This window comes from Streptomyces hyaluromycini (assembly GCF_002217755.1).
Taxonomy (GTDB): Bacteria; Actinomycetota; Actinomycetes; order Streptomycetales; family Streptomycetaceae; genus Streptomyces; species Streptomyces hyaluromycini.
Window position 1 is genome coordinate 249,214 of record NZ_BCFL01000019.1, and the last position, 12,594, is coordinate 261,807.

At 72.5% G+C, this 12,594-nt stretch carries 9 protein-coding genes; 6 read left to right on the top strand and 3 right to left on the bottom strand.

Going from position 1 to position 12,594, the window contains the following annotated elements; genetic code table 11:
* Positions 1-34: 34 nt before the first annotated feature.
* Positions 35-517: a hypothetical protein gene (locus SSP29_RS19035; RefSeq protein ID WP_089101898.1), complete on the bottom strand. Its 483-nt coding sequence runs from the start codon at positions 515-517 to the stop codon at positions 35-37.
* 139 nt (positions 518-656) lie between these two features.
* The gene (gene serC, locus SSP29_RS19040) at positions 657-1,775 is read right to left on the bottom strand and encodes a phosphoserine transaminase (RefSeq protein ID WP_089101899.1); all 1,119 of its coding nucleotides are present in this window, start codon (positions 1,773-1,775) and stop codon (positions 657-659) included.
* A gap of 157 nt (positions 1,776-1,932) precedes the next feature.
* On the opposite strand from serC, the gene SSP29_RS19045 reads away from it, so the two are divergent.
* Positions 1,933-4,866, top strand: coding sequence for an FAD-binding and (Fe-S)-binding domain-containing protein (locus SSP29_RS19045; RefSeq protein WP_089101900.1), 2,934 nt, complete (start codon positions 1,933-1,935; stop codon positions 4,864-4,866).
* Complete coding sequence (locus SSP29_RS55865) at positions 4,863-5,636, top strand: metallophosphoesterase family protein (protein WP_245883138.1); 774 nt, start codon at positions 4,863-4,865, stop codon at positions 5,634-5,636. The genes SSP29_RS19045 and SSP29_RS55865 overlap by 4 nt, the downstream gene beginning before the upstream one ends.
* A 92-nt stretch (positions 5,637-5,728) precedes the next feature.
* On the opposite strand, the gene SSP29_RS19055 is transcribed toward SSP29_RS55865, so the two are convergent.
* Positions 5,729-6,949, bottom strand: coding sequence for an acyl-CoA dehydrogenase family protein (locus tag SSP29_RS19055; protein WP_089101901.1), 1,221 nt, complete (start codon positions 6,947-6,949; stop codon positions 5,729-5,731).
* Between the two features lie 105 nt (positions 6,950-7,054).
* Between SSP29_RS19055 and SSP29_RS58510 the strand changes: the two genes are divergently transcribed.
* The 4 genes from SSP29_RS58510 to SSP29_RS19070 all read left to right on the top strand — a co-directional run bounded on the left by SSP29_RS58510 (position 7,055) and on the right by SSP29_RS19070 (position 12,178).
* A complete protein-coding gene (locus SSP29_RS58510) occupies positions 7,055-8,047 on the top strand; it encodes a helix-turn-helix transcriptional regulator (protein WP_167449954.1) in 993 nt (330 codons plus the stop codon).
* A 271-nt stretch (positions 8,048-8,318) separates the two neighbouring features.
* Positions 8,319-9,446, top strand: coding sequence for a lipid II:glycine glycyltransferase FemX (locus tag SSP29_RS19065; protein ID WP_089101902.1), 1,128 nt, complete (start codon positions 8,319-8,321; stop codon positions 9,444-9,446).
* A gap of 307 nt (positions 9,447-9,753) precedes the next feature.
* Positions 9,754-9,879, top strand: coding sequence for a hypothetical protein (locus SSP29_RS60930; protein WP_268239917.1), 126 nt, complete (start codon positions 9,754-9,756; stop codon positions 9,877-9,879).
* Positions 9,880-9,982: 103 nt separating this feature from the next.
* Positions 9,983-12,178, top strand: coding sequence for an ABC transporter ATP-binding protein (locus SSP29_RS19070; protein WP_089101903.1), 2,196 nt, complete (start codon positions 9,983-9,985; stop codon positions 12,176-12,178).
* Positions 12,179-12,594 lie beyond the last annotated feature (416 nt).

Genomic DNA, 12,594 nt, shown 5'->3' on the forward strand with positions numbered 1-12,594 from the left:
CCCCGCACCGGGCGCCCCTCGTCGTGCCCGGCACTCAGCCCCGCACCGCCCTGAGCGCGTGCAGGCGGCGTGGTTTGGGGGCGTCCAGCAGGCTGACGCCGTTGTAGGCGCGGCTTTTGACGAAGAGCACGGGAGCGGCGACGAACGTGACGAAGACCGAGACGACGCTGACCGGGAACAGGGTGGGCAGCGACTGGCCCTCGGGCAGCGTCTTGCCGCCCTCGTGGACGGCGTAGGCGAAGGCCGCGAAGAAGACGATCGTGCAGAGGGCGGCCAGGGTCCGCAGGACGACCCGGGTCCGGAGGGTGCGGGCCTCGGTGCGGACCTCGGCCAGCAGGGACGCGTCGCAGACGGGGCAGGTGAGCTCCACGGTCTGCTTGCCGGACTGCGGCCGGCGTACCCGGAAGACGCTGTCCTTCCAGGTGATCCGGCGGGTGCGGACGAGGAAGCCCGTGACCTTGTCGCTCAGGATGTGGCGCACCGCTACCTCGACGGTGCCCGGTATCGGTCTGTTCATGTACGCGTGGATCTCCTTCGTCGCATGGGGCACACAGTGTCCGGTGTGCGACGAAGGAGACTCAACTGTCCACGGCAGGCTTTGCCTTGATCATGCCTTCCGGGCAAACCAGCAGCTTGTTACGGGAGTTGCCGGGCCCTTACAGCTTCTCGATCACGTAGTCGACGCACTTCGTCAGCGCCTCGACGTCCGCCGGGTCGATCGCCGGGAACATCGCGATGCGCAGCTGGTTGCGGCCGAGCTTGCGGTAGGGCTCGGTGTCGACGATGCCGTTGGCGCGCAGCACCTTGGCGACGGCGGCCGCGTCGATCTCGTCGGCGAAGTCGATCGTGCCGATGACCTGCGAGCGCTTGGCCGGGTCGGCGACGAACGGGGTGGCGTACTTGCTCTCCTCCGCCCAGCTGTACAGGCGGGTCGAGGAGTCCTTCGTACGGCCGGTGGAGAAGGCGAGGCCGCCCTGGCCGTTCAGCCACTCCAGCTGCTGGTTGAGCAGGAAGAGGGTGGCGAGGGCCGGGGTGTTGTACGTCTGGTTCTTGCGGGAGTTGTCGATCGCCGTGGGGAGGCTGAAGAACTCCGGGACGTGGCGGCCGGACGCGTGGATGCGCTCGGCGCGCTCGATCGCGGCCGGGGAGAAGACGCCGATCCACAGGCCGCCGTCGGAGGCGAAGGACTTCTGCGGGGCGAAGTAGTACACGTCGGTCTCGGCGACGTCGACCGGGAGGCCGCCGGCGCCGGAGGTGGCGTCCACGAGGACCAGCGCGCCCTCGTCGGCGCCCGCGACCCGCCTGATCGGCATGGCGACACCGGTCGACGTCTCGTTGTGCGTGAACGCGTACACGTCGACGCCCGCCTCGGCCTGCGGCTCCGGGTGGGTGCCCGGGTCGGAGGCGATGACGGTGGGCTCGGCCAGCCAGGGGGCGAGCTTGGCGGCCTTGGCGAACTTGGACGAGAACTCGCCGAAGTTCAGGTGCTGCGACTTGTTGTCGATCAGGCCGTGGGTGGCGACGTCCCAGAAGGCGGTGGAGCCGCCGTTGCCGAGGACGACCTCGTAGCCCTCCGGCAGGGAGAACAGGGCGCTGATGCCCTCGCGGACCTGGCCGACCAGGTTTTTGACCGGGGCCTGGCGGTGGGAGGTGCCCATCAGGGAGGTACCGGTGGCGGCCAGCGCGTCCAGCGCTTCCGTCCGCACCTTGGAGGGGCCCGCGCCGAAGCGTCCGTCGGCGGGCTTGATGTCAGCGGGGATCTGGATGTCAGCCACGGGGTGAGGTTAGCCGGTGGAGGAAACCTGGGCGAAACCTCGTCCGTCGGGTGAGACGCGTTTCGGGTGCCGGCCCCGTGGGCTGCCGCCCCCGGACCCCCGCTTCGGCCTGAACGGCCTCGTCCTCAAACGCAGGACGGGCTGATTGAGTGGACGCATGTCGGAACTAGAGGCGGAACTGCGGAGCGCCGTCCGGGGTGAGGTCGGCTTCGACGTCACGTCCCGGGCGCTGGTCACCATGGACGCGTCCAACTACCGGCGGGTTCCGGTGGGGGTGGTGGCCCCTCGGGACGCGGACGACGTGGCGGCCGTACTGGAGGTGTGCCGGACCCGCGGTGTGCCGGTGGTCGCCCGGGGCGGCGGCACCTCGATCGCGGGGCAGGCGACCGGCACGGGCGTGGTCCTGGACTTCACCCGGCACATGAACCGGCTCCTCGCCCTCGACCCGGCCACCCGTACGGCCGTCGTCCAGCCGGGGCTGGTCCTGGACCGCCTCCAGGAGGCCGCGGCCCCGCACGGCCTGCGCTTCGGCCCGGACCCCTCCACGCACGGCCGCTGCACGCTCGGCGGGATGATCGGCAACAACTCCTGCGGGTCGCACAGCGTGGCCTGGGGGACGACGGCGGACAGCGTCCGGGAGCTGGACGTGATCACCGCGCGGGGGCAGCGGCTGCGGCCGGGGCGGGACTGGGCCGGGGCACCGCAGGGGCTGCGGGAGCTGGTGGAGGGGGAGTTGGCGCGCCTGCGCACGGGCTTCCCGGACCTCCCCCGCCGTATCTCCGGCTACGCCCTGGACGCTCTCCTCCCCGAGAAGGGCGCGGACGTCGCCCGCTCCTTCTGCGGTTCGGAGGGCACGCTCGGGATTGTCACGGAGGCGACCGTACGGCTGGTGGAGCCGCCACGCGCGCGTGCGCTGGCCGTGCTGGGGTACGCCGACGAGAGCGCCGCGGCGGAGGCGGCGGCGGGGCTGCTGGACTGTGCACCGCTGACGGTGGAGGGCATGGCGGCCGACCTGGTGCCGTCCGCCACGGGCCTGCCCCGGGGCGGGGCGTGGCTGTTCGTCGAGACCGGCGGGGAGTCGGCGGCGGAGGCACGCGCGCGTGCGGAGACGGTCGTGCGGGCGGCGGACGTCCTGGACGCGCTGGTCGTCACCGACGCGGCCGGGCAACGCGCGCTCTGGCGCATCCGCGAGGACGCGGCCGGCACGGCGACGCGGATGCCGGACGGCACCGAGGCCTGGCCGGGGTGGGAGGACTGCGCGGTACCGCCGGCCCGCCTGGGCGCGTACCTGCGTGACTTCCGTGCCCTGCTCATCGCGCACGGCCTCCGCGGCACCCCCTACGGCCACTTCGGCGACGGCTGCGTCCACGTCCGTATCGACTTCGACCTGCTGAGCGAGGCGGGCGTGGCCCGTTTCCGCCGCTTCTCGGAGGAACTGGCGGACGTGGTGGTGGCGCACGGCGGCTCCCTGTCCGGGGAGCACGGGGACGGCCAGGCGCGGGCGGAACTCCTCCCGAAGATGTACGGCGACGAGCTGGTGGCGCTCTTCGGCCGGGCGAAGGGGATCTGGGACCCGGACGACCTCCTCAACCCGGGCGTACTGGTCAGGCCCGCCCCCCTGGACACGAACCTCCGCTTCGCCGTCCTGCCCCGCGAGCCGGTGCCGGTGGCCTTCGGCTACCCCGCCGACGGCGGTGACTTCTCGGCGGCGGTCCGCCGCTGCGTGGGCGTGGCGAAGTGCCGTACGACCGGGCCGTCCGGCGCATCCGTCATGTGCCCCTCCTTCCGGGCCACCGGCGAGGAGGAGCACTCGACCCGCGGCCGGGCCCGGCTGCTGCACGAGATGCTGGCGGGCGAGCTGGTGACGGACGGCTGGCGCTCGACGGAGGTCCGGGACGCCCTCGACCTCTGTCTGTCCTGCAAGGGCTGCCGGTCGGACTGCCCGGTCGGGGTGGACATGGCGACGTACAAGGCGGAGTTCCTGCACCAGCACTACGCGGGCCGGCGCCGCCCGGCGGCCCACTACAGCATGGGATGGCTGCCGAGGTGGCTGCGCCTTGTGGCCCGGACCCGCACGGCGGCGGTCGTCAACGCCCTCGCCTCGGTACGACCGCTGGCGGCGCTCGCCAAGCGGCTGGGCGGCATCGCACCGGAGCGGAGGATCCCGCGCCTCGCGGCCGAGCCCTTCAGCCGGTGGGAGCGGCGGCGGCAGCGCGGGCGGCTGCGCGCGTGGCGGGCGCAGGCGCGGGCGGGACGGCGGCCGGACCTCCCGGGGCGGATGGCGTTCCTGTGGCCGGACACCTTCACCGAGCACCTGTCGCCGCAGGTGGGCCGGGCGGCCGTACGGGTGCTGGAGGCGGCGGGCGTGGGGGTGGTGCAGCTGCCGACACGGCGGTGGAGGGCACGGCGATCGGACGACGGCGGGCCGGCCGGCTACGGCATGTCCCTGCTGAATCCGCGCCGGACCCGAGCCTGCTGCGGCCTCACGTACCTCTCGACGGGCCAACTGGACCGGGCCCGCGCGGTGCTGCGCGAGACGCTGGACCTGCTTGAGCCGTTTCTGCTGCTGGAACCGGACGAGTTCGCGTACCCCCCGCCGTTCGTCGTCCTGGAGCCCAGCTGTGCCGCCGCCCTCCGTGCCGACCTGCCGGAGCTGCTTGCGGACGACCCCCGGGCGGCCCGTCTCGCCGCGCGGGTGCTCACCTTCGCGGAGGCGCTGGAACGCCTGGCCCCCGACTGGTCCCCGCCCCGCCTGGAGCGCCCGGTCACCGGGCAGACCCACTGCCACCAGCACGCGGTGCTCGGCGACGCCCCGGACCGCCGCCTCCGCGGGGCCGCCGCCCTCACCGGCGACCTGGTCGGCGGCTGCTGCGGCCTGGCGGGCAACTTCGGCTTCGAGAAGGGCCACTTCGAGGTGTCGAAGGCCTGCGCGGAGGATCAGCTCCTGCCGGCGGTGCGGGCGGCGGAGCCGGGCACGGTGGTCCTGGCCGACGGCTTCTCGTGCCGGACGCAGCTGGAGCAACTGGCCGGGGTACAGGGGAGACATCTGGCGGAGGTGCTGGCGGAGGGGCTGGAGGGGGAGGGGAAGTGACGGGGGAAGTGACGGGCGACGCAACCGAGTCGGGCCGGGTGGCGGTGCTCTCCGACATCCACGGGGTGCTGCCGGCGCTGGAGGCGGTGCTGGCGGAGCCGGATGTGGCCGCGGCCGACCGCATCGTCCTCACCGGCGACATCACGGCGGGCCCGCAGCCGGCCGAGACGATCGACGCGCTGCGCGCACTGGGCGACCGGGTGCTGTGGCTGTCGGGGAACGCCGACCGGGAGCTGGTGGAGTACCGCAGGGGAGAGCGCGCCGAGATCCCGGACCCGATAGGCCCGTTCGCGGCGGACGCGCTCCGCGACGACCAGGTCGACTTCCTGGCCGCCCTCCCCGGGACGGCCACTCTGACGATCCGTGGCCTCGGCCGGGTCCTCTTCTGCCACGCGACCCCGCGCGACGACGAGGAGATCGTCCTGGTCGACTCCCCTCTGGACCGCTGGGCGGAGGTCTTCTCCGCCGTCGCCCCCGGCATCGGCACGGTCGTCTGCGGCCACACCCACATGCCCTACATCCGCCTCGCCCACGGCCGCCTGGTCGTCAACCCCGGCAGCGTCGGCATGCCGTACGGCCGCTCCGGCGCCCACTGGTGCCTCCTCGGCCCCGGCACCGACCTGCGCGTCACGCCGTACGACATCCCGGCGGCCGTCGCCCGTGTCGTGGCGGAGTGCGCCTACCCCGGCATCGAGGAATGGGCCGACTACTTCCTGCGGGCCCGGGCGTCGGACGGGGAGGCACTCGGCGTGTTCGGGACGGCGCGGTAGCGGGCGCGGCCGTGGTAGAGAGGGGAGATGGCCGGTCGGTTACCGCTGGCGCGAGCAGTGGCCCGGGCTGACGGTTCTGGAGTGGCCGCCGGTCAGATGATGAACGTGGGCTGTTCGGTGATGCCCAGGAGGGTGCGGCCGTAGATCTCGCGGGCGAGGTCGGGGTTGACGACGCCGTGCCGGGAGGCGGTGCCGAGGTCGCGCCAGATGCGCTGGAGGGGGTTGGCCAGGGCGAAGGTGCTCGCGCCGCAGACGGAGACGAGGCGGTCCACGGCCTCGCGGGTGCGGATCGCGGCGACGGCCGTGTCCATGCGGACCCGGGTCCGCTGCTCGACCGTCAGCTGCCGGGCCCCGGCGGCGGCGTGGTCGAGGTCGTCGGCGGCCCGGTAGGCGTGCAGCTGGGCGGTGTCGACGAGGGACGCCGCGTCGGCGACGGCGAGCTGGACGCTCGGGGAGTCGGCCAGGCGCTCGTAGACGGTCAGGGACATGGGCTTGCGGGCCGCGGTGTCGAGCGTCAGGTCCAGGGCGGCCCGGGCCATGCCGAGCATGGGGGCGACGACGGTGAGCGCGAGCATCGAGGCGATCGCGACGGCGTTGCGGGGCTCGCCCTCGTACCGGGTGGCGTAGACCCCGGCCAGGACCGCGCCCATGTCGAGCGTCCGGTGGGCCGGCACCCGTACCCGGTCGGCGACGACGGTGTTGCTGCCGGTTGCGGCCATGCCCGCCACGTGCCAGGTGTCCTCGACCGTCACCTCCGCCACCGGCACCAGGGCGATCACCGGCGGCAGGTCCGGCGCGCCCGGAGCGATCGCCAGGGCCACCCAGCCGGCGTGGTCGATGCCCGAGGCCCAGCCCCACCGGCCCGACACGAGGAGATCGCCGTTCTCGGCGGTGGCCGCGGAGCCCGACGGGGTCAGCGACGCGGCGACCGCCACGTCGGGGTCCTGGCCCCAGACCTCCTGCCGGGCCCGCTCGTCCATCAGCGAGGCGACCAGGCCGCCCCCGGTGTAGATGTTCGCGATCCAGGCGGCGGAGGCGTCGCCGCGGGCCAGTTCGGCCGTCACCTCCATGGACGTACGCACCCCGGCCCCGAAGCCGCCGAAGACACGCGGGGTGCCGAGGCGGAACATGCCGCCCTCGCGCAGCGCACGCGCCGCGTCGTCCGACACCCTGCGCAACCGTTCGCTCTCCTGGGCCTGCCCGGCGAGAATGGGGACGAGCTTTCCGGCCGTCGCCGTCAGCTCGGCGCGGACGCCGGTCTCGTCGTCCGGCGACGGGGAGGACAACGGCGCAGAGGACAGGGGCAGGTTCACAGCAGGCTCCACTCAGGTGCGGGGACGGTTCATCGCGCTGGCAGCAGCGTAGGAAGCGGGACACGGCGTCCAAAGGAACATCGGTGCCACGATGGGGGGATACGGGTGACACGGACGGAGCCGGTCGACGGGGCGCCATGGCGGAACCGGGCGTCCATCGCCGTACCGCTGCAACACCCCCACCGGCAGGACCTCCTGCACGAACAGTGGCAGCGCCGCTTCGGCCACCTGGCCCACGTACGGCAGCTGCGCCTGCCCGCCGACCGCACGGCCGGCATGCACCGCACCCGGGTGGAACGCCGCCTGGTCGGCGACGTCGCGGTCAGCCGGCAGTTCAGCGACCCCATAGCGGGCGTGTCGGGTCACGGCGACGCCGACGGACGCGCCGACCTCGTCGCCGTCCACATCATCCGCAGCGGCAGCCTGTCCGTCGAGGACACCGCCCGGCGGGCCGACCTCGGCCCCGGCACCCTGTGCATACGCGACCTGCACTCCCGCTGGCGCTTCGCCTACACGGCACCCACCGACTGCAGGGTGCTCCTGCTGCCCAGGGCCGCCCTGCTCGGCCAGCTGCGCCGGACCCGGCTGCCGGCCCTGACCGTCGCCCCCGCCACCGCTCCCGAGTCCCGGCTGCTGCTCGCCCATCTCGACACTGCCTGGGCCCTCTCGGAGCACCTCGGCCCGGCGGGCACCCACGCGGCGGGCGCCGCACTGTCCCTGCTGCTGACCGGGCTCATCGGCACCCACGCCGCCACCGCCGTCCCCGCCCACGCCCCCGTTCCCGCCCCTGCGCCGACACTGCGCGCCGCGGCCACGGCCTACGCCGACCGGCGGCTGCGGGACCCCGGCCTCACCCCCGCCGCCATCGCCCGCGCGCTGCACGTCTCCGTCCGCACCCTCCACCGTGCCTTCGCCGACGGCGAGAGCGTCATGGCCTACGTACGCCGGCGCCGTCTCGAAAGCGCCCGCCGGGAACTGGACCACCCCGGGGGCGAGTACACCGTCGCCGACGTCGCCTCCCGCTGGCAGTTCGCCGACCCCAGCCACTTCCGCCGCACCTACCGCAACACGTACGGGCAGCCGCCGCGCCGGGGCTGAGCGGGTCCGGCGAATTCCGCTGCGCTTCGGGAGCGCCCCGAAGGGGCGCTGGGGGTACCCCCAGCCGAAGGCTGGGGGAGGAACTGCGCGACCAGCCACGACGGCGCCGCAGTCGACAGACGGCACATCGCGGCACTTCCAGCGGAGCGCTTAGGCAACGGACACCTCCCCGGCCGACACACCTTCACCCACCCGCGCGCCGAAACCGTTCCCGGCAGGCACGTGTCTGTTGTCCTGGAAGCCGACGCCGACCTGCCCAGGAGCACCGCCCATGACAGCAGCCCTTCGTCTCCAGCCCATCTCGCGTGCCGAGCATCTCGCCTTCGTGGGCTCCCGGCCCTCCGTCAGTCATATGCAGCTGCCGTCGTGGGGGGACGTGAAGCCCGACTGGGAGGCGGAGAGCCTCGGGTGGTTCGACGGGGAGGGGCGGGTCGTCGGGGCCGGGCTGGTGCTGTTGCGGGCGGTGCCCAGGGTGAAGCGGTATCTGGCGTATCTGCCGGAGGGGCCCGCCATCGACTGGCACGACCCCGACCTCGACCGGTGGCTCGATCCGCTGCTGGCGTACCTGAAGGGGCGCGGGGCGTTCGCCGTGAAGATGGGGCCGCCGGTCGTCGTACGGCGGTGGAGCGCGGAGGCGGTGAAGGAGGCCATCGCCGATCCGGCCGTCCGGCGGCTGGGGGACGCCGAGCCGACGTCGTACGACGCCCGCGCCGCGGACCTCGCCGAACGGCTGCGCCGGACCGGGTGGCGGCAGGCGGAGCCGGGCGGGGAGGAGGGGTTCGCGGCCGGGCAGCCCCGGTACGTGTTCCAGGTGCCGTTCGCGGGGCGGTCGCTGGACGACATCCAGCGCGGGCTCAACCAGCAGTGGCGGCGCAACGTGAAGAAGGCGGAGAAGGCGGGCGTCAAGGTGGTGCGGGGCGGGTACGAGGACCTGCCCGCCTTCTACGGCCTGTACACGGAGACCGCCGAGCGCGACCGCTTCATCGCGCGCCCCCTCTCCTACTTCCAGCGCATGTGGACCGCGCTCACCGCCGAACACCCCGACCGCATGCGCCTCTACCTCGCCCACCACGACGGCGACATCCTCGCCGCGGCCACCATGCTCACCGTCGGCGACCACGTCTGGTACTCCTACGGCGCCTCCACCGGCCGCAGGCGCGAGGTCCAGCCCAACAACGCCATGCAGTGGCGGATGATGTGCGACGCCCATGAGCTCGGCGCCGCCGTCTACGACTTCAGGGGCATCACCGACACCCTGGAGGAGTCCGACCACCTGCTGGGGCTGCTCCGCTTCAAGGTGGGGGCCGGCGGCGAGGCGGTCGAGTACGCCGGGGAGTGGGACTTCCCGCTCAACAAGCTGCTCCACAGGGCGTTCGCCCTCTACATGGCGCGCCGCTGAGGCCTGCGCGGGGTGCGGCCGGCGCCTGTTCGGGGCGTACCCGGCCCGGCTTCATAAGCTGGCTCTCAGGTTCTTAAGAGAACTCTCAGCTTCGCGGTCGTTATACAGCTGTTACCCAGGTATTCACAGCACCTGTTTGCCGTTCGCAAGCCGACTTTGCCGTTGCTTGGGATCCGGGCCGTGTAAGTTCATCTGTGTCGGGCGGCGGGGATTGCCGAGGATGACGATCCAAAATCCCCGGACGTTGCCCCAAGAGAATTCTCGTACCATCCCGCACCACTGCACTTCGAACTCTCAAGGAGTCGGAATGAGCCTCAAGAAGCTCGCCCCGCTGCCCCCCAAGCCCAACAAGCAGCTGCCGCCGCCGCCGCCGAAGCCCAAGAAGCGGGCCCCGAAGCCGGCTCCGAAGCCCATCCCGGGCCAGGACAACTAAGGCAGAAAAGAAAAGGACCGACGGTTCGCCGTCGGTCCTTTTTCACTCCCTGATTTTCAGGAGTTTCAGTAATTCCGGCGTCGGAGAGCGGAGGTTGTGTGAAATGCACGTGAAGGAGAGTGAAGGCGCAGAATACGAGTACGAAGTCGCGGACTCGGAATACGAGGACGATGACGACGAGTACGAGGACGAGTACACGCCCACCATCCCGGCCCGCGACGCCTTCCGCCGCTTCTGGCCGCTGACCCGGGGCCTGCGCGGCTGGCTGGTGATCGTCTGGGTGTGCACGGTGATCGCCGCGCTCGCCGAGACCGAGGCCATCCTCCTCTTCAGCGACCTCACCGACCACGCCCTGCAGAAGGGCTCGCTGAGCGCCTTCTGGAGCCCGGCGAGCAAATGGCTGGCCGTCGCGATCGTCGGCGCGATCGTCGCGTACGCCGGCAACTCCCTGGCCGCCTGGACCACCGAACGCTTCGTCATGCGGCTGCGCGAGCACGTCTTCGACCATGTCCAGCAGCTGCCCCCGCACTTCTTCCAGCGCCACCGCCAGGGCGACCTGCTCTCCCGCCTGACCAGCGACGTCGATGCCATCGAGACCATGGTGGTGTCCGGGCTGGTCGGCGCCGCCTCGGCCGTCTTCAGCGCCCTGTTCTACGCGGCCGCCGCGTTCTGGCTGCGCTGGGACCTGGCCGCCGCCACCTTCGTCCTCGCGCCCCTGTTCTGGCTGGCCGCCCGCCGCTTCTCCGGCTCCATCAAGGACGTCTCCCGGGAGGGCCGGGTCGCCGACGGCGCGATCACCTCCGTCGTCGAGGAGTCCCTCGGCAACATCGTGCTGACGCAGGCGTACGACCGCCGCGACGCCGAGCGCCGGCGCCTGAACGAGGAGGCGAGCGCATGGTTCCGCGCCTCCGTCCGCTCCACCCGCCTCAACGAGGCCTACGAACAGCTCGTCCAGGTCATCGAGACGATCTGCGTCCTCGCCGTCATCGGCATCGGCGCCTGGGAGATCTCCACCGGCCGCATGACCCTGGGCCAGCTCCTCGCCTTCTCCGCCTTCCTCGGCTACCTCTACCCGCCGGTGCGCGGCCTCGCCCAGCTCGGCCTCACCGTCACCGCCGCGACGGCGGGCGCGGAGCGGCTGATCGAGATCCTGGACGTGAAGCCGTCGGTCACCGACCCCCGGCGCGGCACCGGCACCGACACCGGCCGCCCGGACGGCGCCATCGAGGTCCGCGACGTCGGCTTCCGCTACCCCGGCGCCGACCGGACCGCCCTGGAGGGCCTCTCCTTCGCCGTCAGCCCCGGCGAACTCGTGATCATCACCGGCCCCAGCGGCGCCGGCAAGTCCACCGTCTCCAAGATGCTGCTCCGCTTCTACGACCCCGACAGCGGCGAAGTCCTCCTCGACGGCGTCCCGATCCGCGACTTCCCCCTGGCCCGGCTGCGCGAGTACGTCACTCTCCTCCCCCAGGAGACCCTCGTCCTGCACGACACCGTCCGCGCCAACATCGCCTGCGGCCGGCCCGGCGCCAGCGACCAGGCCATCGAGGACGCGGCCAAGGCTGCCGACGCCCACGACTTCATCGTCCGGCTCCCCGACGGCTACGACACCAGGGTCGACCCCAACTCCGCCCGGCTCTCCGGCGGTCAGCTCCAGCGCCTGGCCATCGCCCGCGCGATCCTGCGCGACGCCCCCGTCCTCGTCCTCGACGAGCCGACCACCGGCCTGGACGCGATGGCCGCACGCCGGGTCGTCAAGCCGCTGCGCCGCCTGATGACCGGCCGTACGACCATCATGATCACCCACGACCTCAACCTCGCCCCCGACGCCGACCGCATCCTCGTCGTCGACCGCGGCCGCATCGTCGAGACCGGCCGCCATGACGAACTCCTCGCCCGTGGCGGCGCCTACTCCCGGCTCCACCGCTCCCAGAACAACGCGGTGATGGACACCGGCGAACTGCGGCTGCCGCTGTTCGTCGACCAGGGCGGCGCCACACCGGCGGCAGAAGCTGTGGTGGCGGGGGTGCCCCAGGCCTCCTACGCGGGGGTGCCCCAGGCCTCCTACGCGGGGGTGCAGGGCGGCGGCGACGGTGGGTACGCCTACCAGCAGCCGTACGGGAACATGTACGACTACAACTACGACGTGTACGCGGCCGCGGGACTATGGCCCCAGCCCATGTACGAGGCCCACATGGAGGCGTCCCCCATGGAGCCCGACTACGGGGCCAACATGCCCACCACACTCCCCGACGGCCGACCCCTGTTCCGGGAAGAGGAGCCCTGGCCGGGCATCTGAGCCCCCCCGCGCGCATGGTCCTGGGTTTGCGGCGGAGTGGCTTGAAGCCGGCATGGTGACGCGAAAGAGCCGGTCAGGGCGGGGCCGGCGCCTGCAAGCCGTCTCCTGGTCTCTCCTCGGTCACCTGTTCTTCACCTGGGCTGCACATCGTGTCGTGACCATGATCAATGCCTTGGTCCGGGGTTCAGCTGCGGCAGAACCCTCCTGGGCTGCCAAGTGGGCGACGGGGGGCTTGTTGCCGCAGGCGGGGGATGTCGTCATGCCGTGACACGTGTTGGTCTCGCGCGCCCTGGGGGCCGGGCGGGTGACGGGGAGGGGTCTCCGCGCCTGGACGGGTCTCTTGTCCGCCTCCGTCATGGAGAAGGACACTTCCTTGCGATTCAGACGTCCGTACAGACCCTTTCACCGCTCTCCCG

Excerpts from the sequence above, each read along its gene's own strand:
- SSP29_RS19035 (WP_089101898.1), bottom strand. The coding sequence starts at position 517 with ATGAACAGACCGATACCGGGCACCGTCGAGGTAGCGGTGCGCCACATC.
- SSP29_RS19065 (WP_089101902.1), top strand. The coding sequence starts at position 8,319 with ATGACAGCAGCCCTTCGTCTCCAGCCCATCTCGCGTGCCGAGCATCTC.
- SSP29_RS19070 (WP_089101903.1), top strand. The coding sequence starts at position 9,983 with ATGCACGTGAAGGAGAGTGAAGGCGCAGAATACGAGTACGAAGTCGCG.
- SSP29_RS19045 (WP_089101900.1), top strand. The coding sequence starts at position 1,933 with ATGTCGGAACTAGAGGCGGAACTGCGGAGCGCCGTCCGGGGTGAGGTC.
- SSP29_RS60930 (WP_268239917.1), top strand. The coding sequence starts at position 9,754 with ATGAGCCTCAAGAAGCTCGCCCCGCTGCCCCCCAAGCCCAACAAGCAG.